A 24,234-nucleotide genomic window follows, 5' to 3' on the forward strand; every position below is an offset into this window, starting at 1 on the left:
ACTACCGTGTGGTACTTAGGTGTAGATAATGATTCTGATGGTTACTTCGGTAGCCAGTTAACCGCTACTCAGTGTACAAACCCTGGTGGGTACTCGACTACAGCGCCAACAATAAATGATTGTGATGATAACGACAATACCGTTTACCCTGGCGCTACAGAAGTTCCGAATGATGGCATAGATCAAGATTGTAATGGATCAGACCTAACAACACTAGAATCAGAAGATTTGAGTCTTGAAAGATTAACCATTACTCCTAATCCGTTTAATGATTATATCTCAATAAAACTTCCGTTAGGATTTACTAATAGTGAGTTTAACATTAAGGTATTTGATTTAAATGGTAGAATGATCATAGATAGAAGTTATACGAGCATGAATAATGAAATCCAAATTAAGGATTTAGATAAACTCGATCAAGCACCATACCTGTTTAAAATCATAAATAAAAAATCAGGTTTAATAACTTACAAGAGATTGATTAAATACTAATCGTTCTTAAATCAACGTAATCTTAATCAAAAGGGATGATTTTTAATAAAATTCATCCCTTTTTTTGTTCTTTGGTAATAATCATTCAATTTCCTGAATAATAGTTAAAATTTCATCGAAATCAATATTTTTAACCATCTGATTATCAATACAACAAAACATACATTATGCATTTCATCGATTAAATTTGTATTTCATGGAGTTATAATCTACTTTTGTTGAGTAAAATAATTAGTCCCAAGCTAAATTTAACCTCTTATGAGAAAAATTACTTTTTTAATAAGGGCTAGTATACTTATTGCTGGTATGCTACTCTCAACCATTGGCTTCTCTCAAAGTCAAACCTTTACTACATCAGGAAGTTTTACTGTCCCAGCTGGTGTTACGCAAGTAACAGTAGAAGCATGGGGTGCTGGTGGTGGTGGTAGTGATAGAAGTGGCAACGGAAATGATGGTGGTAATGGTGGTGCTGGAGGAGGTTTCAGAGGAGGAATAATGGCTGTAACACCAGGTGATAATATTACAATAACTATTGGTACTGGTGGTAATGGTGCTACTGACGGTGATGGTAACGATGGATCAAATGGAGGAAATACTATTGTCACTCATACTATAGGCACAATTACCGCAAATGGTGGTGCTGGAGGAATCGTTGGTAATTCTGCAGGAGGTCCTGCTGCCGTGGGTGGCGGTGGTTCATTCACTGGAACTATAACAAGTCAAATTGCCTTTACTGGCGGAAATGGTGGTATAGGTGATAATAATGAAGGTGGAGCCGGAGGTGGTGGAGCTGGAAATACTCAAAACGGAGGAAACGGAGACAACGGAAGTGATGGCACCCACAATGGAGGAAGCGGTGGTACGTCTAACGGTGGAAACGGTGGCTCTGGGGGTGATGATGGCTCTGGAGGCAATGGTCAAAATTACGGCGGTGGCGGTGGTGCTGCCGGCGATGCAAATGGTGGAGGAAGAACCGGTGGTAATGGTGCAAATGGATTAGTTGTTCTTAATTGGACCGTTTCTGCTCCAGAAATAAATATACAAGGAAATGCAACAAACATTGTAGACGGAGACACAACGCCTTCCACAGCAGATGATACGGATTTTGGAAATGTAGATGTTACAGTTGGTACAAACGCCAACACCTTTACTATACAAAATACTGGATCTGGAACATTAAACTTAACGGGCGCACCATTAGTAGTTATAGGTGGTGCTCATCCTGGAGATTTTACGGTTACAACTGCACCTGCAGCTTCCGTTGCAGCATCAGGGAGTACAACTTTTACGATTACATTCAATCCGAGTGCAACCGGTTTAAGAACAGCAACAGTAAGTATCGCTAACGACGACTCTGACGAAAACCCTTATAATTTTAATATTCAAGGTACCGGTATTACTACATTACAAGAAATGAATGTACAAGGTAATGGTGCTGATATTGCAGATGGAGATACGACTCCAACTACCACAGATGACACCGATTTTGGAAGTATTGCTGTTGCTGGCGGAACCAATGCAAATACATTTACAATTCAAAATTTAGGAACCGTTTCTACTCTTAACTTAACTGGAGCATCACCATACATAACAATTACAGGAACACATGCAGCTGACTTTACTGTTACTGTAATACCAGCTTCAACAATTGCTGGTAGCAGCAGTACAACTTTTGAAATTACATTTAATCCTAGTGCAGGTGGTTTAAGAACAGCTACTGTAAGTATTGCCAATAACGATTCTGATGAAAATCCATATAATTTTGATATTCAAGGAAACGGACTTTTGGGCCCACCAGAATATACAATTTATTATGAAAATTTCGATAACAACAATGGTGGATGGACCATGTCAAATACAGGTTCTGGTTCTACCTTTGCATATGGAACAAATACTACCGAAGTTGGAGAAGCTAATTATTGGTATACAAACAATTATAATAATTATGCCAATAACACATCCACTTACGCTACTAGCCCAGTCATTGATTTAACAGGTTACTATAATCTAGAATTTAAAATTGATGTTCGTTTTCAAACTGACACTAACGATGGTGCGTTAATTGAATATACAACTGATGGCTCTACTTGGACAACATTGGGAGCCTCTGGTTCTGGTTATAATTGGTACAATGCAACTGGCGTTAATGCTCTTGGTAGTGCCGACGGTTGGAGTGGCAATGGTGATATCACTACAGCAGTAGCAGGTAGAAACAACTTTTATCAAGGCAGTATACCATTACCAACTGCTTTAGACAACCAAGCAACTGTTCAATTTAGAGTATATTTTGCTTCGCAAACTTCTAACGGAAACGGTTTTTGTTTTGATAATGTTTTTATTCATGGAGACCCTTATGTGGCCTTTTCAGATCCAACATTCGCACCAGGTGGTGTAACAAATAATTTAAAATTATGGTTAAAAGCAGATTCTGAAATCGGAACTGTTGCTGATGGAACTGATATTGCCATTTGGAATGATCAAGCTCAAGATAATAATGCCATAAGCGTAACCGCAACTAGCCCAGTTTTTAATAATAATGCAGCTGGAAATATAAACTTTAATCCTTATGTTGATTTTACGAAAGCTAATCAAGATGTGATGAAAGGTAAAGGTGGTTATTATGCAAGAGAATATTTTATAGTTATACAAACAGATGGCATAATAGATATGCAAGTTGCAAATACACAAGCACCAATTTCTGGTAGGCATGCTACACAAACCATGCATAGTGATGGCACCGGGTTATACTTTGGAGCTGGTTCACAAAGGTTTCAGAATTATAATTCCATGGTAAACCATATGGTAAGTACAGTTCCTGCATCATTAGCTGGATTAGGAACAGATGGCTCTTATGGTAGAACGTATTCAAGTGCAACAGATTCTTATGATAACGAAGTCATTGTCTTTAATATAAAAAATAATGCAACCAATACTTCTACTGAAATTTATAAAAATGGTATTCGAATAGACAACGTTACGGGTGAAGTTTCAAGTTCGCCATATGATACATTGCCATTTATCGAATATTTAAATTCTTATTTTTGTTTAGGTAGTGGACGTATTTCTATAAATGGTCACCCATTTGACACCTTTTTTGATGGAAAAATTAGCGAAGTATTAAGTTATTCTTTAGCAAATTCATCAACAGATCAGCATAAAATTCTATCTGCCCTTTGTTTAAAATACGGAATTACACTTCATGATACAGGAAGTACTACTGCCGTTAATTTAAATGACAAAGATTATATCGATTCTCAAAATACAGTAATTTGGGATACTAGTGCAAACAGCGGATATAACTATGATGTCGCTGGAATTGGAAGAGATGATGCTTCAGAATTAACACAAAAACAGTCAAGTAGCTCAAACGATGCTACAGATGGCACAGGATTAATTGAAGGTATTTTATCTATTGGATTAACTGATATTTATGATACTAACAGCGATAATATAACTAGTAACCCTACCAATTTTAATGATAGAGAATTCCTAGTGTGGGGTAATAATGGCGTCGATTTAAACTTAGCTGCCTCTACGGTAAATGTAGATATGAGCTCTGGTATCGCTGGCTTATCAACACCTGTTTCATTTGTTGCGATGCAGCGTATATGGAAAGTTGTTGAAACTGGAGGTGATATTCCTTCATGTAAAGTAAGGATTCCTCAAAATGCTATTCGAAATATCACACCTCCTGGCAATTACTATATGTTTATTTCTGATAATGGTGTATTTGATCCAACTGCAGATTATAGAGTAATGACTGCCGATGGTAGCGGGAATTTAGAAACGAATTATGATTTTAGTGGCACTAAATACATCACTTTTGGATATGCACCTCAAGTCATTGTAGAACGCTCTGTATATTTTGATGGTGCTGTTGATTATATAGACATTGAAGATAATTTAGATTTAAACCCTACTGAATTTACAGTGTCGGCATGGATTAAAAAAGATCTTACTACTTTAAATGCCTCCATTCTTTCCAAAAGAAATGCGGCCAATAGCGAAGGTTATGATTTAAGAATTAATGCACTTGGTAGATTAGAATTTACATTGAATGGTGGTGCCGCAACCTTAACATCTTCTGTAGCAATACCTGCAAATGAATGGCATCAAGTAGCTGTTATCTACGATAGTGGTACTGCCACTTTATACATTGATGGCGTTCCAGATACTTCAGCAACCGGATTACCCGCACCTGTAGCTACTTCTCAAAAATTTCTTATTGCGGCTGCAGATGGATGGGATCCTAATACAACAGATTATTTTGGAGGAAATATAGATGAAGTAAGAGTTTGGGATAGGGCGCTTTCAGTAGATCAATTACGATATATCATGAACCAAGAAATTTCTAATGATGTTACATTAGCATTAGAATATGGTGATGTTATTCCAACCAGTATTACTAAAAATGAAATAAGCGCAATACCTTGGACCGATTTAGCTGGATATTACCCAATGTCTGTTTATACTTATACAAATACAGATGATATGTCTGGAAACGGAAATCAAGGGGCTTTAAGAAATTTAAATACAGTTGATTTTCAAACTGCGCCTCTACCATATCAAACACAGGCTGCAGGGTCATGGGATGCGAGTGCAACATGGTTAAACAATACTGTTCAAACATTACCAAATGCACTTTCCATTATTGACGGAACTACACCTATTGACTGGAATATAGTTGAAATGAACCATGATTTATACCTTGGTGCAAATGCTACAGATGCTAGATCGAGAGATTGTTCAGTTGAAGCTTTAATAATAAATAGTGGCGATTTACAAGTTAACGGGAGTACCGCTTCAAATACTGGTATTGGTTTAACAGTAACACACTATTTAAAACTAGACGGAACTATAGATTTAGAGGGAGAATCTCAATTAGTACAAACAGATCAAAGTGATTTTGATGCTACAAGTACTGGTACACTAGAACGCGACCAACAAGGATATTCAAATACATTTTTATATAATTATTGGTGTTCGCCAGTAGCTCCTACCAGTAATGCTGCATATACGATACCAAATGTTATTAACAATGTTGGCTTCTTAACTTCTGGATATAACGGAACGACTTCCCCAGTAAGAAATGCAGATTATTGGATTTGGAAATATACAAATAGACCAAATGACACCTATAGTGAATGGCAACATTTACGAAGTACTGGGTCGCTAAATGTAGGTGAAGGATTTACAATGAAAGGCCCTGGTACAGGAACACCAGACCAGAATTATGAATTCTTAGGACAACCTAATAACGGCGATTTTAGTTTAGCTGTTACTGTTGATAATGAGTATTTAATTGGAAACCCATACCCTTCTGCTTTAGATGCTAATCAATTTATATTAGATAATATTAGTACTACCGATGGTGGAACCAATACAACTAATGTTATTAACGGTGCACTCTATTTCTGGGATCACTTTACAAATAACAGTCATTATTTAAGTGATTATGAAGGTGGTTATGCAGTATATACCTTATTAGGAGGAACCGTTGCAATTTCTACAGATACAAGAATAAATGCAAGTTATGCTTCTGGAACTAATCTTCCGGAGCGCTATATAGCTGTTGGACAAGGATTTTTTGTGTCAGCAGTTGATGATGGTGGTTTAACCGGATTAACTCAACCTATTGTTGGTGGTAATATTTTAATCAAAAATAGCCAAAGGGCATTTCAAAAAGAGATTGTTTCTGGAAGCAATACAGGTTCTGTATTTCATAAAACTGGTAAAAATTCTAAAACTACCGCTAATAAGATAAAAGATACAAGAGAAAAAATAAGATTAATGTTTGATTCTCCAGACGGTTACCATCGTCAATTACTAGTTGGAGTTGATAAAAGTGCTTCTAATGATTTTGATTTAGGTTATGAAGCTATTCTAGCCGAATCAAATCGTGAAGATATGTATTGGAATTTGAATGGTACAGACCTTGTAATTCAAGCACTAGGTGATTTTAATGAATCGCAAAAAATCCCATTTACAATGAAAATTAATAAAGAAGGATTAGCTGTGATTAAAATTGATGCTTTAGAAAACATAGATGAAAGTAAAAATATATTTGTGCACGATTTAGAATTAGACACGTATCACGATTTAAGAGATGGTAACTTCGGCATCGTTTTAAGTCCAGGAATATATGCTGATCGTTTTGAAATAACATTTTCAAATAATGCTTTTGCATTAAGCACCGATAATTTAGACCAAGAATATGTGTATGTATATTTCTCAAATGAAAAGGAAAGCATAATTGTTCATAATCCTAATTCAAAAAATATTCAATCAGTAGAATTATATAATGTACTTGGTCAATCTATTTATAATCAAACTAATAATGAAAATTCAGATTATTTAGAATTTAAAACAAATAAAATACAAGCTGGAACTTTTATCATAAAATTAAATACGGAAGATGGTATAGTTTCCAAGAAAGTATTAATTGAATAATAAATAAATTTCAATAAAAAAAAGCGAGATTCTCATAATTAAAGCCCTAATAAAATAGGGCTTTACTTAAAAAAAATACATTTAATCGGATTTTAATATCATTTTATCGATATAATTAATAATTTTTATTATATTAGCCAAATAAGTGATTTTATAAACTTATTAATATTTAGCCCCAAACTAAATACCAACTTATGAAGAACATTACTCGCAATATATTATTAGTGCTCTCACTCTACTTTTATAATTTACAATTGCACGCTCAACTTCATCCAGAGCCTAGTTGCGGGCAAAACTTCAATTTAAATTGGACAACTAGCACAGTTAGCGATGATCACTACTGGCCTCCAGGACAACTCTCTACCACTTATACAAACGTCGACGGCTCTGGAACAGATATTACAGTAACTTTTACTGGAGAAACAAGCACATTAGGCTTTTGGGCTGGACAAACACCTAAAGTAGGAACACAATCAAGTTACCTATACAAAGGCATAGATTTATTATCAAATGGTTTCTCGGGTGAAGGAATAACATGTACAATAACATTTAGCAAGCCTATTTATGCATTTTCTTTTGATATTCACCATGTAAATGTTTGGGAAACAAATGGTGATAAATTCACTTTTACTGGAAAAGACACTAATGGTAACACCATTTACCCAGAATTCACGAGCTCTCCATACCCAACATACACGACAGATAATAGTACTGGTGTTGTCAATGCAATATCGAACATGAGTTCAGGTACAAATCCTATTGTAGGGGTTAATTTTGCAGACCCTAACTACATTGAAAGCGTTTCTTTTTTATGGGATGATTGCAACGATTGTGGTCCTAATCTTCCACATGCTGCAGGCATTGGAAATTTTAGCTTTTGTACGCCACAAGCACTAGGTTTTGATGGTGTAGATGATTACATAAGCCGCGATCAATTAATAAATGGTCAATCGGATATCACTATGATGTCATGGATTAAACTGGATGATGATTTTAATGGTGGTGAAATTATGGGTCAACCAAACTTCAGACTATTTGTAAACTCTAGCAATAAATTAAAAGCATATTTTAAACCTAATATTGGCAATGGCATAAGTTCGCCTGAAATATCAAAATTAACTCTTGAAAAGGACCTTTGGTATCATGTTGCATTATCATTTAATTCTAATACTGGCACACTAACGCTTTATTTAAATGGCACTGCTATTTGGAAACATGAAGATAGTGCTTTAATTGGTTCACATATTATTGATACCGACGACTATACTGATTATGATTTTGAAATTGGAAGGAATTCTGAATTCGATAATTACTTTTTCAAAGGATCGATAAATGAGTGCAGAGTTTATAATAAAGCTTTAGATTTAAATCAATTACAGCAACAAATAAATCAAAAAATTGAAAATAACAACGGTAATGTTTCAGGAACAGTAGTACCGAAAGATATTGAAGGCTTAATGTGGAGTGATTTAGTATTGTATTACCAAATGGACGTTCTGGATACAGGCCATACTGCTGACGATTCTGATAGCAAAATTGATGGAATCCTTCATAATATGACGGACTTTCAAGAATACACTGCGCCGCTGCCTTACGAAACTACCTTAACAGCAAATGGATTTTTAACCAATGCTAACAACTGGCTTCATGGTGATGTTTGGGATGTTTCAAATAATATACCTGAACATGCCATAATTAAAATAAATGGTAATCTAGAAACATTCTCAGATTTAAATACGTCCGGACTTATTATAGAAAAAGACGGTTCCTTAACCGTAAATCAAAATTCTGGGGTATATAATACTTGGTATTTAAAGTTAGATGGTAAGTTAGATTTAGTAGAGCAATCTCAATTAATTCAAACCGAAAATAGTACGCTTGATATCAATAGCATAGGATTTTTAGAGAAAGATTTAAAAGGTACCGCAGATATTTATACATACAACTATTGGTCTTCCCCAGTTGGAAGAATAGGCAGCAATAATATAAATAGCAACTATACGGTTAGAGAAATATTTAAGGATGTAGATTTTTTAACAAGTGGTTATAACGGAATAGCTTCTCCTTTATCCATTTCAGATTACTGGATTTGGAAATTTAGTAACAGATTGAGTGATACCTACTCAACTTGGCAACATGTTAGAAGCAACGGTGAAATCATACCAGGTGAAGGCTTTACAATGAAAGGCCCAGGAACTGGCTCTATTACCGAAGAACAAAATTACACTATTCAAGGAAAACCGAATAACGGCGATATTAATTTAACAGTTAATGCGGGTAATGATTACTTAGTAGGTAATCCCTATCCATCAGCTATTGATGCTGTTAAATTTATTGAAGATAATAAATCAATAGACTCTCATAATGGTGCTACGAATGGATCCTTATATTTCTGGAATCATTGGGGTGGCGGTTCTCATGTAGCCAGTGACTATCAAGGTGGATACTCTACTTTCTCCCTTTCTGGTGGTGTTCCCGCTGCATCAAAAAACACAGAAAGTTACCTAGTTTCGACTGGTGGCACTCCTGCTGATATACCTAATAGGTATATTCCTAGCGGTCAAGGTTTTTTTACAACTGCCGTAAAAAATGGTACTATAAAATTCAAAAATACGCAACGTGTATTACAAATTGAAGAAGACGCTAATTCAGGAGCTCATAAAAACAAAAGAAAATCTGAAAACCTAGCTAGCAAATCGTACAACGATACAAGAATGAAAATTCGCTTAGGGTTTAATTCTGTGAATACTCTTCGAAGACAATTGCTAATAACGGTAGATGAAAATGCATCTTCAGATTATGATTGGGGTTACGACTCCAAGTATATAGATACTCAGGTTGACGACATGTACTGGCTTATAAACAGCGAAAAGTACACCATTCAAGGTATAGACAATATTGACGAGGAAACAACCATTCCTTTAGGCATACACACCAATAAAGATGGAATAAACAGTATCGCTATTGATGAGTTAGAAAATATTCCTAATGATAAAAATATTTATTTACATGATAAAGATTTAAACATCTATCATGATTTAAAACAAGGCAAATATGAAACATTTATTCCTGTCGGCGCTTACTTCAATCGATTTGAATTAACCTTTGCTAAAAATCAAACACTAGGTACAGAAGAAAATGAAAACAAGCAAATAGAAGTTTATTTTTCAAATGAAAAACATTGTGTTGTTATAAATAATCCCGAAGCTAAATTTATTGAAACGGTGGAGATGTTTAACATTCTTGGTCAAGCGCTATTTAAAATACAAACCAATACCAACAATAGTTATTTAGAATATAAAACAAGCCAGATCGCGGCAGGTAGTTACATTTTAAATGTAGAAACAGAATATGGTACCATTACCAAAAAAGTATTAATCAAATAAACATAAGTCTAGTAGAAACTCATTATTTTTTTACTTCATTTAATTTGATAATGTTACAACATTTATTCTCATCTCTTTTTGTGAAAATCATTTTTTTATTTTTTTTGTAGTCTAAATAGTATAACATGTTACGTTTTATCGGATTTATTTGTATTTTAATAGATAATTTCATACTATTGACAATAATTAATAAGATTTCCCCTCAAATCTTAAAATAACCTAAAATGAATAATGTTTTATTGCTTAACTCGTATGTTTCTAGCAATAGTTCGTCTCACACTATTATTAACTATTCAAAAAACACAAGTTATAGCCAAAGTTTAAACCCAAACAAAAAAATATGGGCTTTTGCTATTCTTCTAATATTAGCCTTCAACAATTTATTATCGGCCCAAATAACAGGTACAAATAACACACTTGTTGATGGTAGCGGCTCTGATCCTCAAACGGTAAGTACTAGTATTAATTTACCTAGTGGCGTAATTACATCTGCTGCAAACATTTCCGTTTCCATAGTGGTTAATCATAAAAATCTTGGCGATGTTACGGCAACATTATCAGGTCCTTGTGGTTCAACCATTTTGTTTAGTGAGCCTATAGGCGGAACAGGCAGCAGCACTTACGATTTGACTAAAAATGGTAGTTACGTTTTTTCAAATACAGGAGCCTCTTTTCCAATAAGTAGTAATAATAAAGAAGTTAATCATGAATTATATGCAGGAAATTTTAATGGATTAACATTCCCCTGTAATTATGGAGGAAATTGGACGATAACCTTGTCAACAAAATCTGGTGGAGATAATCAGAAAATAACTTTGAATAGTTGGTCAATTACGGTAACATCTACAGTTAAAAAACAACTATATCTTTCCGATCCTTCACAAAGTCTTGACAGAATTGACCCGGTAGCCACAAATGATTTAACCACGGTTATTTCTCCTGTGATAACTCCTGGAAGCTCAGTCACGGTTAATCTAATAGCTACAAAAGATACTGGTATAAAGTTAAAAAAATCAGATAAAAATTATGGTTCATGTACCGCAATTGAAATAGACAGAGAAGCTACAGATCTTCAAAGAGCATTATTTCAGTTCGACTTGTCTTCTATACCTACAGGAGCCATTATACAAAATGCTGAATTGCAATTAAACTGCATATCTGGAGCAGATATGGATGTAAGTGTAATTAAAATCGGTAGTTCTGATTCTTGGGACGAAGGAAACTCATGTGATTCTAATAATTCATCAAATTGGGATTATAGGACGGCCTCCTCAAATTGGAGTGCTATAGGCGCAATTGGCCCAGACCATGATTCAGGTACGCCGGAAGCAACGATAAATGCCAAAGATACGGGTATTCAAACCTGGCCATTAACATGCCTGGTAAAAGAATGGGTTTCAGGTATTTCAATAAATAATGGTATCGTTGTTGGCAGTCAAGACGGTGGAGGAGATCGTATAGCTACTTATGATACTAGAGAAACAACATCAGGTGTAAAACCAACTTTACAAGTCACTTACACAACTGGAGGCATTTCTTTTAATCAAAGTCCTTCATTTTGCAGCCCATTTACTATTAAAGGTGGAAGTCCAATAACAGTCACTAATTATGTTGATATCGTAACTGGAACTATGCCAACTAACCCCGACGTTACTGCAGTTTTAAAAACAGGTTGTTCAAATATCATTATAACCTTGACAAACCCAACTTATAATTCGGGTACTGGAATACTAACTTGGACAGGAACTTTAGCATCCGATGTTACTATTCCGGCAGGTGATGCTATAAATCTCTTTGTGTCTTCAGCCGAATCAGGCGTTGGTTTTTCTATTAATTATGATAGTAAAACAAAACCCTCTAAAATTGAATTTGAAACACCAAGTTACATTAATATAAATTCTCATAATGTATATGATGCACCCTATCCGGGAGGTTCTCTGATAACATCAGCAGGTGTAGTAACTCCTGTGTATGTCCGTACGGTTGTCACTGACCCTTTTGGTTTTGAAGATATTACAAGTTTAGAATTAAATATAGCAGGAAGTCTCGTAAATGTTACATCAGTATCGAATACAAGCTGTACTCGCACATATGAATACAATTGGAATACACCAACTGTGGCAGCCATCTATTCCATACCTGCTAAAGCTAAAGAAGGCTATGAAAATACCGTAACCCATGAAATGCCCCTAACTTTTGAAGTAACAGGTGGATTTGACAGTGACGGTGATGGTGTATTAGATGGTATCGATATTGATGATGATAACGATGGCATTTTAGACACATTGGAATGCCCAAATATTGTTAACCCTCCTTTATTGGACCCAGATTTTGAATCCGTAGACATTGTTTCATCTGGTTTAGATGGAGGGCCAACGGATGTAACACCTACAACAGGTCTATGGAAAGGTGATGCAAACAATATTCCTTTTTGGCAAAGTGCGGATCCTGTGAACAATTATTTAGAAATATGGAGTAATTCTCAAACTGCTGGAAATGATGTTGGAGGTCAAGCCTATACTGGAAACCAGTGGGCCGAAATTAATGCTTCCACCAATGACGGTTTATATCAAGATATTGTCAGCACCCCAGGTGATATACTACAATGGTCTTTTGCACACCGTAAACGAACTGGTTACGCTGGAAGTGCTACTGAAGATATTGCGCGCCTTATGATTGGAGATCCTAATGGCACCATGTCAAGTCAAGGTGATTTTGCTTCAGCAAATAATGCTTCTTGGACAAATCATTCAGGAACATATGTTGTTCCTCCTGGACAAACAACCACCCGATTAACGTTTACTTGGGTAAACTCTGTTTCTGGTTCACCTAGTAGTGGTAATTTTGTAGATAATGTGCAATTATTTGTAATTCCTAACGATTGTGCAGATACGGATGGAGATTCCATTCCTGATTATTTCGATTTAGATTCTGATAATGACGGAATACCGGATATTGTAGAGGCAGGATTAGGATCAATAAGTGCTGGAACTGGTAAAATTCCACTAAGCGTATTTATAGACAATAATAATAATGGCATGCATGATGCCTTTGAACAGCATACTCCTTTAGATTCTGACGGAGATGGTACACCTAACTACTTAGATTTGGATAGTGATAATGACGGCGTATTTGATGTGGATGAAGCGCGAACGGAGCGCTATGTTTTTTCCGAACTTGTTTTTGAAAATGGAGATGGTGATGTTACCGGAGATGGCGTTGGGGATGGTACCGATTCAGAAGCTTTTAGAGAAAGAGATTTTGATGGAAATGGGATTTTAGATTATTTTGGAGATGGCATCTTGGATATATATGATTATGGAACTGGAGCCAATGAATTTGGTAATTTAAGTCAAGGAACTAGCCCTTTATTTATTAAAGACACAGATAATGATGGCATACCTGATTATATTGACACGACATCTGATGGATCAACCTTCGACATATCGCATACACATTATGCAGATTTAGATGCAAATAATGACGGTCTTATTGATGATAACTACGATTCAGATGGTGATGGTATTCTAGATTTATTCGACACTAACGATGCTGTTTTTGGTTCGCCTAGAGACCTTGAAGGAAAGTTTGATTTATTTTTTGATGGCCGAAACGATTTTGCAGAAGATATTAATTTTATAAATGGATGGAATGAAGCCACTATCATGGCTTGGATTAAAATTGATCCTACTGCTTCCGGAACTCAAGTTATTGTGGGTCAAAACACCTTTTACCTTCAACTTAATGCCGATAAAAGTATTTCGGCAATTGCTAACGGAAATACAGCAACAAACGGTGTTGGTATAAACACCAATCAATGGACACATATTGCAGCAACTTATAGCAATAATAATGGTTTGCTTAAATTGTACATTAATGGTGAAGACATATCAAGCACTGAGGTTTCAGGAGCGCTTTCTGCCGATAGTTCTAATTTTACAATAGGACGTAAACCTAACACCAATAGCAATTATTTTAAAGGCTATTTAGACGAAATACGTGTATTTCTTACAGCACTCTCAACCAATGAACTTCAAAAAATGGTATATCAGGAAATTGAGAGTAATGGGAATAATACAAAAGGGCTAATCATTCCTTTAGATGTAGATAATTTAATAGACACTGAAACGAATATTCCTTTGGCTTGGAGTAATTTGAAAAGATACTATAGAATGGATGGTTTCAAAGATGATATTCTAGACGATTTTACAACTCCTAGTGCCGATGTGGGCTTAGGTGCTAAAATCTATAATATAAAAATAATCGATACCCAGACTGCACCACTTCCCTTTGTGACCAAACAGAGTGGTAGACTTAATGCAGCGGTAAATGATCCTGATAATGGTATAAATGGTGATGACGCTATTAATAACAATAGTGCTATCGTTAAAATAGAACACAATGATGTGTTTATTGATAGCGAGCTGAAACAATTAGGCTTATTTATAAACCAACAAGATGCCAGTTCAAATCCTATATTATTTGAAGTTAAAAATGATTCTGAACTTAATGTAAGTTGGTATTTAAAATTAGATGGGAAAATAGATCTTGAAGGTGAATCACAGTTAGTTCAAGGTCAAGAAAGTGTTCTCGATCCAACGAGTTCTGGTACTTTAGAAAAAGACCAGCAAGGAACGGCAGACACTTATACCTATAATTACTGGTCGTCCCCTGTAGGGTATTCAAATAGCACATCTAACAATAATAGTTATTCATTACCAGATGTATTTTCAGGTTTAAACTTTTTATCTTCTGGATATAATGGATCGGCTTCACCTCTGGCCGTTGCAGATTATTGGATTTGGAAATATAGTAACCAACAAAGTGATAATTATTCTAAATGGCAACATGTGCGTAGCACTGGTTCTATGATTGTTGGTGAAGGCTTTACAATGAAAGGTCCAGGAACTGGATCCATATTAACACCCCAAAACTATGTTCTTGAAGGAAAGCCAAATAATGGAACAATAGAATTAACGATTAATGCAGGCAATGACTATTTAGTTGGAAACCCTTATCCATCATCAATTGATGCAAATAAATTTATAACTGATAATGGCCCTACAATTGCTGGTGCAGATGTTGGAGCTAATATAAACGGAACACTTTATTTTTGGGAACATTGGGGTGGCGGTTCGCATAATTTGAGTAGCTACCAAGGTGGCTACGCAACTTATTCACTTTCTGGTGGAGTACCTGCAGCAGCTAAAGGAACGAATGATCCTGATGTTGGAACAGGAGGAACACCAACTAAAACACCAGGGCGTTATATTCCAGTTGCTCAAGGATTTTTTGTAACAGCTGAAAATGGCGGTACTATTGAGTTTAATAACAGTCAGCGTGTATTTCAAATTGAAGATGGAACTAATTCTGTATTTACTAAATCTACAAATGAAAGTAGTAAGAAGTCATCAAATAGTAACACTGTAATTTCAGATGAAAGAACAAAACTGAGACTTGGCTTTAATTCAGTTAACACCATACACAGACAACTTTTAGTAACTATAGATGACGCTGCAACGCCCCATTATGATTGGGGTTATGATGCACCTTATATTGATTCTCAAATGGATGATATGTATTGGGTAATAACAGATAAAAAATATACAATTCAAGGCATAGATGAAATTAATGCATCTACAATATTGCCTTTAGGTATACACACTAAAAATGATGGCTTAAATACGATAACCATAGATAAATTAGAAAATGCGCCAGAAGATTTAAATATCTATTTACACGACAAAGAATTAGAAATTTATCATGATTTAAAACAGAGTGATTATGAGGTCCATTTGTTTTCAGGTCAATATTTAAATCGTTTTGAAATTACGTTTTCTAAAGGACAAACCTTAGGCACAAAAGACGTTTATCACAATATAATTGAAGCTTATTTTTCAAATGAAAAAAACAAAATAGTAATTCATAATCCAAATTCTAACTTAATAGAATCTATTCAAATGTTTAACATTTTAGGACAATCACTATTTAAAATTGAATCGAACACGAGCAACAATCACATAGAATATAATGCTAATCAAATTAATACTGGCAATTATATATTGAAAATTGAAACCGAATTTGGAATTATCTCGAAAAAAGTACTAGTTGAATAAATCATGTAGCCATAGAGCTAGTTATCAATTATAAACGAAGTCTCATTTTTTTAAAAGTAGTAAAATTCTCCAATATCATATAGAATATTGCATTTTATCGTATTTTTTTACACTTTATCGTGGTTGTATTAATAATTTTTGTATATTAGCACCATAAACAATTGATATTTATAATATTAAAGAAGAAATTATACCAATAAAGATTACGGTTTTATTATAAAATAAGTATTGATAGATTAAATAGTTATTTGAGTTAGTCACTTTAAAATAAATACTCCAAATCTAAAATACTAAACAGGTCCTGAACTGACGTTCGGGACTTCTTTATTTAAAAAGACTTATTAACGCTTCAAGTAAAACCTTATCTTGCTCCCCAGAAATCATATTTTTTAAAGTATAAGTATTCGATTCCATCTCCTGCTCACCAACTAAAACTACAAACGGAATATTACGCTTGTTAGCATGATTCATTTGCTTTTTCATTTTGGCAGCATCCGGATATAATTCGGCATTAATACCTTGTAATCGCAATTGTTTAATAGCCTTTAAACTAAACAATGCTTCCTTATCGCCAAAGTTGATAAATAAAACCTCAACATGTTTTGCAACTGTTTCAGGAAATAACCCTAATTCTTCGAGCACTAAATAAATACGATCCAATCCAAAACTAATACCAACACCGCTTACATTTTTTAATCCAAAAATTCCAGTTAAATCATCATAGCGACCACCTCCACCAATAGAGCCCATTTGCACAGTTTCAGGTGCTGCAACTTCAAAAATGGCACCCGTATAATAATTCAATCCTCTAGCTAAAGTAACATCAAGCTGCAATGTAGCAGTTGACAGTCCTAATTCTGAAATGGCTTTATTTATAAAATAAAGTTCTTCAATACCTTTTTTACCTTCTTCAGAAGTATTCAAAATACTTTTCAAACTTGCTATTTGAGACTCGAACGAACCGGATAAAGTGAATAAGGGTTGTAATTTTGTAATACCATCTTCTGAAATACCTTTAGATAGCATTTCTTCTTTTACCTTCTCCTCTCCTATTTTATCTAATTTATCAAGAGCTACTGTAAAATCAATGAGCCTATCGCTAGCGCCAATAACTTCCGCAATTCCAGATAATATTTTACGATTGTTTATTTTAATGGTAACACCTTCCAATTTTAATGCAGAAAAAACAGTGTCGTATAACTGAATAAACTCAACCTCTTGCCATAAAGAGTCACTTCCAACAACATCGGCATCACATTGGTAAAACTCCCTAAACCGGCCTTTTTGTGGTCTATCTGCTCTCCAAACCGGTTGTATTTGGTAACGTTTAAACGGAAATTCTATCTCGTTTTGGTGTTGCACCACGTATCGTGCAAAAGGAACTGTTAGGTCGTAACGAAGGGCTTTTTCGGAGATTGAAGGGGTTAATTTATTTGAATCTTTTTCAGAATAAGCAGCATTATTAGCTTTTGACAAATAATCCCCAGAATTCAAAATCTTAAAAATCAGTCTATCGCCTTCATCACCATATTTTCCCATTAAGGTTTCAGAGTTTTCAAAACTGGGTGTTTCAATGGGTTGAAAGCCATAAGTTTCAAAAGCAGTACGAATCGTATCAAAAATATAATTTCTTTTCGATACTTGTTCCGGATTAAAATCTCTTGTTCCCTTTGGGATGCTTGGTTTTTGGGCCATATATATGCTTGCTTTTACAGGAGTCTTTTTTTAATTATACTTTTTACATCAACGTTTCCTCAACGCCTAAGGACAAACAAAAATAACAGTTTAATTTGAAACAAGTTACTATCTAATTAGAATAGACAATTCTCAATTAATCAAATTATTAAAATAATTAAACAATTCGCCTTTTGTAATCACTGCACCTTGCTCAATCATTTTAAATTTATCTAAATTTTTGTCATCGGTATACGCTTTATCTGCTTGCAAAAACTCAACCGAATCATCCATCAAATTTTCACGAAGCCAATCATAACCTTCTTGAGTTGTAATATCTATAGCTTCATTTTTCACATTCACAACTATGGCTTGCATATTGTTTTCACCTAAATAAAATAAGTACATATGCTGTGGCGCAAAGTGCTCTAAATATTCAGCTTTGTTTAATACACCTTCCCAAATTAAATCGCTAAACACATCCAGTTCGGTTTCAGCAAGCTCAGGTTTATTAACTTTTAAGTTGGTCCACTCATCATGCGTAATAGATTGAGTTGCCAAAAAATTTATAAATTCTTGGTGTAATTCTTCAAATTGTTCTTTGGTAAGTCTTCTATATTTCATAATTAATTATTTGGGCGTTATAACACGCTTTACGCTATACCTGCCTGCCGGCAGGCAGGTCTTTTTGCACACAAAAAGGATGTCGCTGCAATCGTTAACGCAAAAAAAATGCGCTCCTTTTTGTTAGGAGCGCAAATTTAAGAATATCTAAACTATTATTTTAGAAAATATATCTTAATCCAAATTGTGCTTGCCATCTTGATGCTAAACTAGAATCAAAACCAAAGGTACTTGTTTGGCTACCATTAAAAGAATAAGTTGGAGTTCCAGTACCATCAACCGACACACCTATTGGCTGTATGTTATTTGGTTGTTGAATTACGCCCCAATCAGAATTTAACAAGTTTCCAACGTTTAAAATGTCTACACTAAATTGAACGGTATTGGTTTTATCTTCAGAAATTTTAATGTTTAAATCTTGCAAGAATTTAATATCCCAACGCCCTCTCCAAGGCGCGATCGCACCGTATCGTTCAGCATACTTCCCTCGTCTGTCATTTAAATAATCATCTTGCTGTATAAATGATTCTAAGGCAGCAGCATCTCCTGAATTGGCAAATTGCATTTGCCCTATTTCATTAGCTGTTGGAATATAAATTAAATCGTTTAAGTTAGACCCATCTCCATTAATGTCGCCACCATATGTATAGTTAAAACGACCACCTTGAGCATACTCAAAGAATGTGGATAAAGTTGTGCCCCATTTACCATTTCCGTAATTCCATTTTTTACTTGCTACACCAATAAAACGATGTGTATCACCGTATTTAGAATAGCCTAAAACATCATCATTCACATCTCCTAAAGCTGGGTTAAAAGCAAAGGCATCACCAGTAATTTCGGCTTCAATAGAGTTAACATCTTTTGAGTTTAAATAACTATATGCTAACATGGTATAAAGACCGTCGCTAAATGTTTTTTGAGCTTTTACCGAAGCATTCCAAATTCTACCTTTGTCAGAATTCGTAAATACGTAGGCATTATTTATAATATCTGAAGATTGATAAATGGCTCTATTATCAACACCTTGTAATGTTCCTGTCGGAGGTAATAAGCCCCAGTTTTGAACATGTGCACCATTAATATCCTTAGTAAACGATACATCTCCAGTTAAAATTAAGCCGTTTTCAAACTTATAATCTGAACCAATGTTAGTTCTCCAAACTTGTGGATATTTATAATCTGGATCTACCATTTGGTAGAAAAACACTTCAGGATTTGCAATTTGATTTCCTAACCATACAAATGGGAAACGACCTGTAAATAATCCAGAACCACCACGTAATTGGAAGGTATCATCGCCATTAACATCGTAATTGAAACCTATTCTAGGAGAAATTAACCATTCACTGTTAGGCATTCTTGTATTATCTAATAATACGGTTTCTCCTGTATTAGGGTTTCTATAAGGTATGTCTGGCACATAACAACATGCTCTATCAATAACCTCTTGTGCTTTTTGGGCAGTATCAAAAAACATAGGTTTATCAAAACGTAAACCATACGTTAATTTAAAGTTCTCGGTAAGGTTCCATTCATCTTGTAAATAGAAAGATAATTGTCCTACATTGGTTTCAGCTAAAGCCCAACCTCCAGCAACACCTTCGCCATTGGCATCAATCGCATTGTGTGCTGCAGTGGCATCATTTAACATCGCTTCAAGTCCACCACCTGGTGCTGAATCAGCTAAAAAATCTGCTACACTTCCATATGATGGAAAGAAAACACCTCTCGCACCATAAACACCTAAATTAAATGAATTATCAAACTCAAACTTCTCAAAAGATATACCTACTGTAAATGTATGATCACCTTGATAAAAATTTAGATTATCGGTAAATTGGAATACTTTCTGATCCAATTTATTATGAATTGAAAATGGCTCATGACCTGCAATAATGTAGTTCGATCCACCTTCTTGAATCGTAATTGTTGGTGCTGGAACAGATAACGGGTTTCTAAAATCATCAAAATGAGTATATCCTATTTGTAATTTGTTAGAAGAAGTTTCAGAAAGCGTAGAGTTTAATTCTAACTGAACAGATTTTAAATTATTATTAATCTCATAACCTGTATTTTCAAATTGTAATGTTGCTGCACCAGGACCTCTAAACCCTAAAGCTGTTGGATGCGCAGGTTTTTCTTTTGATGCATTTAAGAAATTATATATAACTGCTAATCGGTTGCTATCGTTAATATTCCAGTCTAATTTTACAATTCCTTTTTTAGATTGTGAAGCATATGTAAACCCTTTATAAGCGCCTGTATTATAACCTAAAGTAGCTAATGCACTTTGTACTGCCATGAGGTCTGTCTCGGTAACTCTAGATTCGTTTATAGCACCAGAGCCCGTATTTGGCACCCAACCATTAGACCCTAAATCGTCTCTTTCATCGCTTTCAAAATTCGCAAAAAAGAACAATTTGTTTTTAACTATAGGTCCGCCTATACTAACACCATATTGAGTTTGGTTTAAATCTGGTCTTGTTACTTCTTCACCCTTTATTTTTTTACCAGTCATTTTTTCATTTCTGGTAAAGCCATAAACGGTTCCGTGAAATTCGTTTGTACCACTTTTTGTAACAGCATTTACAGAAGCTCCTGTAAACCCAGATTGAGTCACATCATAAGGGGCCGTAGATACTTGTATTTGGTCTATAGCATCTAAAGAAATAGGTTGTGCATCGGTTTGTCCACCTGGAGTTGCAGCATCTAATCCAAATGGATTATTAAAAATAGCACCATCTAAAGAAAAGTTGTTAAACTGATCGTTTCTACCTCCAAAAGAGTTTCCACTTGCTGTTGGCTCTAATCTAGTAAAATCTGATGCTGATCTTGAAATAGTTGGCAATCGTGTTAATTCTCGTCTGCCTACACTCGTTTCAGCTCCTGTTCTATCGCTTCCAAATGTACCAGTACCTTGGCCTCCTTGAATAACTACTGCATCTAGCTGCTCATTATCCTCGCTCATTACTATATCAAGGTTTTTCGTTTTACCAAGGGTTAGGAACACATCATTAAATGATTGTTCTTTATACCCTACATAAGTAATTGTAATGGCATAAGGGCCACCTACTCTTAAATTTAATAGATTAAATCTTCCATCAATGTTTGATGCTGCACCATACTTAGTACCTGTGGGTGTATGAATGGCAACAACATTCGCACCGGGAAGCGGTTCTGAAGTTTCGTCCTGAATTAAACCTTTAATGTTTGACGTAGTAACCTGTGAATAGGCCAGTACACCAAATGCTAAAAACAAGATTAAAAGCGCTGTTTTTTTCATGAGTTGAGTTTTATTGTGTTAGTTATTATGCGTGCATAGTTTGTAATGCCTAACAAAAATAACATAAATAAAAAAGACCACTCAAAATGAGTGGTCTTTTTATTTAGTCTTTTATTAACTTTATGTTAATATTAATTTGCTTGAGCAATAACTTCGAATTCTAAATCAACAGATACTTCTCTGTGTAAACGCACAACAGCAGTATATTTACCTAATCGCTTTACAGTTGTAACTGTAATGAATTTTTTGTCGATTGATTGTCCTTCTTTTTCTAAAGCAGCTGCAACATCAATGTTGTTCACAGATCCAAATAATTTGTCTCCTGTACCAACTTTAGCAGGTATTTTAATTTCTAAAGCTTTAATTGATTCTGCCATTTTATTAGCATCATCAACTATTTTCTTTTCTTTAAAAGCACGTTGCTTTAAATTTTCTGCCAATACTTTCTTTGCAGATACTGTTGCTAAAACAGCTTGTCCTTGCGGAATTAAAAAGTTTCTACCATAACCGTTCTTAACTGTTACAACATCGTCTTTAAATCCTAAATTTTCAACGTCTTGTTTTAATATAAGTTCCATTGTTATGTGTATTTTATTTTAATAAATCTGCTACATAAGGCATTAAAGCTAAGTGACGCGCTCTTTTTACAGCTACAGACACTTTTCTTTGATACTTTAATGAAGTTCCTGTTAAACGTCTTGGTAAAATTTTACCTTGTTCGTTTACAAACTTTAATAAGAAATCTGGATCTTTGTAATCTATATACTTTATTCCAGACTTTTTGAAACGGCAATATTTCTTTTGCTTATTAGTTTCAATATTAAGAGGCGTTAAATATCTAATTTCGCCGTCCTTTTTTCCTTTTGATTGTTGTTCTATTGATGACATAATTAAGCTTTTTGTTTAAGTTTTTCTCTTCTTCTCTCTGCCCAAGAAATTGCATGTTTATCTAAAGCAACAGTTAAATAACGCATAAAACGCTCGTCACGTCTAAACTCAACTTCTAATGGATTGATTACCTCTCCATCTACAGTGTACTCAAATAAATGATAAAAGCCACTTTTCTTGTTTTGTATTGGGTAAGCTAATTTTTTAAGCCCCCAATCTTCTTTAGCTATCATCTTAGCGCCGTTAGAAACAAGAAAATCTTCGTATTTCTTTACTGTTTCCTTTATCTGATCTTCAGATAAAACGGGATTTAAGATGAAAACAGTTTCATAATGATTCATAAAAATCGTTTTTAATGTTAAAAATTGGGTGCAAAAGTAGTAAATACATACATATAAAACAACAAATATTTAATTCATATTTTATGACTAATTTATATGTTGATATCTCTTAATAAAAATTATATTAGTGAATTATCAATTAATAATATATTTACCACAAATATTATAAAATGTATTTTGTTAAAATTATGTTAAAATGAGCATTTTAACGATGTTTTTTGGTTTTTAACCGAATTATTCGTACTATTGTCGATATCTTAACCGAAATAATATAAAATGTTATGACTTTAAACTGTGTAGTAGTAGACGATTCAGCAATACAACGTCTCTCTATTGTTAAGTTAGTCGAGAATCATCCTTCTCTTAACTTAATAGCAGAGTACAGTAGCGCTTTAGAAACTAAAAATGGTTTAAATACGCATCAAGTTGATTTAATTTTTTTAGACATTGAAATGCCAGTGCTAAATGGATTTGAACTTTTAGACGTATTAAACAACAAACCCCAAATTATCTTTGTAACCGGTAAAACTGAATATGCTTTTAAAGCATTCAATTACGATGCTACCGATTACTTACATAAACCAATTACAAGAGAACGATTTAATACTTCTGTTGATAAAGCCCTAGAGCAACATCGATTGACTTTAGACTTTAACGAAGAAGAAGGTGAACATATCTTTGTAAAGAGTAATCTTAAAAAACGAAAGGTTTATATTAAAGACATTAAATGGATTGAGGCGCTTGGTGATTATGTAAAATTAGTTACCGAAGAGAACAGCTTAGTGGTACTTTCTACCATGAAATCTTTTGAAGCCGAATTACCAGAAGGTAAATTTTTAAGAATTCACAAATCTTACATTGTGAATCTGGATAAAATTGATAGGTTTAATAGTAAAAATGTTGAAGTTGGAGCTTATGAAATTCCTTTAAGTAGAAATAAAAAGACCCAACTCGTTGATGCTTTAAATAACATTTAA

The 24,234-nt window shown here is 34.4% G+C and carries 11 protein-coding genes; 5 read left to right on the top strand and 6 right to left on the bottom strand.

Translation table 11 applies throughout. The annotated features are described in order from the left end of the window. The 4 genes from BUA46_RS13120 to BUA46_RS13135 all read left to right on the top strand — a co-directional run. A partial coding sequence (locus tag BUA46_RS13120) for a putative metal-binding motif-containing protein (protein ID WP_143148137.1) occupies positions 1-492 on the top strand: 492 nt, incomplete at its 5' end. A gap of 258 nt (positions 493-750) precedes the next feature. Then, complete coding sequence (locus BUA46_RS13125) at positions 751-6,942, top strand: choice-of-anchor D domain-containing protein (protein ID WP_019388295.1); 6,192 nt, start codon at positions 751-753, stop codon at positions 6,940-6,942. A 194-nt stretch (positions 6,943-7,136) separates the two neighbouring features. Then, entirely contained in the window at positions 7,137-10,328 is a 3,192-nt protein-coding gene (locus BUA46_RS13130) for a DUF8693 domain-containing protein (protein WP_081496194.1), read from the top strand. Between the two features lie 224 nt (positions 10,329-10,552). Further along, the gene (locus BUA46_RS13135) at positions 10,553-16,444 is read left to right on the top strand and encodes a DUF8693 domain-containing protein (RefSeq protein ID WP_019388298.1); all 5,892 of its coding nucleotides are present in this window, start codon (positions 10,553-10,555) and stop codon (positions 16,442-16,444) included. Positions 16,445-16,768: 324 nt separating this feature from the next. Here the strand turns inward: BUA46_RS13135 and hisS are convergent, their stop codons facing one another. The 6 genes from hisS to rpsF form a co-directional block, all read right to left on the bottom strand. Then, the gene (gene hisS, locus BUA46_RS13140) at positions 16,769-18,139 is read right to left on the bottom strand and encodes a histidine--tRNA ligase (protein ID WP_019388299.1); all 1,371 of its coding nucleotides are present in this window, start codon (positions 18,137-18,139) and stop codon (positions 16,769-16,771) included. Positions 18,140-18,271: 132 nt separating this feature from the next. Next, positions 18,272-18,742, bottom strand: coding sequence for a DUF6495 family protein (locus BUA46_RS13145; RefSeq protein WP_019388300.1), 471 nt, complete (start codon positions 18,740-18,742; stop codon positions 18,272-18,274). A gap of 160 nt (positions 18,743-18,902) precedes the next feature. Next, on the bottom strand, positions 18,903-22,028 hold the full coding sequence (locus BUA46_RS13150; protein ID WP_019388301.1) for a TonB-dependent receptor: 3,126 nt from the start codon (positions 22,026-22,028) through the stop codon (positions 18,903-18,905). Between the two features lie 131 nt (positions 22,029-22,159). Beyond that, positions 22,160-22,606 carry a 50S ribosomal protein L9 gene (gene rplI, locus BUA46_RS13155; RefSeq protein WP_019388302.1) on the bottom strand — a complete coding sequence of 149 codons (447 nt, stop codon included), beginning with the start codon at positions 22,604-22,606 and terminating at the stop codon, positions 22,160-22,162. 13 nt (positions 22,607-22,619) lie between these two features. Then, on the bottom strand, positions 22,620-22,916 hold the full coding sequence (gene rpsR / locus BUA46_RS13160) for a 30S ribosomal protein S18 (protein WP_019388303.1): 297 nt from the start codon (positions 22,914-22,916) through the stop codon (positions 22,620-22,622). A gap of 2 nt (positions 22,917-22,918) precedes the next feature. After that, positions 22,919-23,257: a 30S ribosomal protein S6 gene (gene rpsF / locus BUA46_RS13165; RefSeq protein WP_019388304.1), complete on the bottom strand. Its 339-nt coding sequence runs from the start codon at positions 23,255-23,257 to the stop codon at positions 22,919-22,921. A 281-nt stretch (positions 23,258-23,538) separates the two neighbouring features. Between rpsF and BUA46_RS13170 the strand changes: the two genes are divergently transcribed. Then, entirely contained in the window at positions 23,539-24,234 is a 696-nt protein-coding gene (locus tag BUA46_RS13170; RefSeq protein ID WP_019388305.1) for a LytR/AlgR family response regulator transcription factor, read from the top strand.

The sequence above is a fragment of the Algibacter luteus genome (assembly GCF_900141715.1).
Taxonomy (GTDB): domain Bacteria; phylum Bacteroidota; class Bacteroidia; order Flavobacteriales; family Flavobacteriaceae; genus Arenitalea; species Arenitalea lutea.

Excerpts from the sequence above, each read along its gene's own strand:
- BUA46_RS13135 (WP_019388298.1), top strand. The coding sequence starts at position 10,553 with ATGAATAATGTTTTATTGCTTAACTCGTATGTTTCTAGCAATAGTTCG.
- rplI (WP_019388302.1), bottom strand. The coding sequence starts at position 22,606 with ATGGAACTTATATTAAAACAAGACGTTGAAAATTTAGGATTTAAAGAC.
- rpsF (WP_019388304.1), bottom strand. The coding sequence starts at position 23,257 with ATGAATCATTATGAAACTGTTTTCATCTTAAATCCCGTTTTATCTGAA.
- hisS (WP_019388299.1), bottom strand. The coding sequence starts at position 18,139 with ATGGCCCAAAAACCAAGCATCCCAAAGGGAACAAGAGATTTTAATCCG.
- rpsR (WP_019388303.1), bottom strand. The coding sequence starts at position 22,916 with ATGTCATCAATAGAACAACAATCAAAAGGAAAAAAGGACGGCGAAATT.
- BUA46_RS13125 (WP_019388295.1), top strand. The coding sequence starts at position 751 with ATGAGAAAAATTACTTTTTTAATAAGGGCTAGTATACTTATTGCTGGT.
- BUA46_RS13130 (WP_081496194.1), top strand. The coding sequence starts at position 7,137 with ATGAAGAACATTACTCGCAATATATTATTAGTGCTCTCACTCTACTTT.
- BUA46_RS13170 (WP_019388305.1), top strand. The coding sequence starts at position 23,539 with ATGACTTTAAACTGTGTAGTAGTAGACGATTCAGCAATACAACGTCTC.
- BUA46_RS13145 (WP_019388300.1), bottom strand. The coding sequence starts at position 18,742 with ATGAAATATAGAAGACTTACCAAAGAACAATTTGAAGAATTACACCAA.
- BUA46_RS13150 (WP_019388301.1), bottom strand. The coding sequence starts at position 22,028 with ATGAAAAAAACAGCGCTTTTAATCTTGTTTTTAGCATTTGGTGTACTG.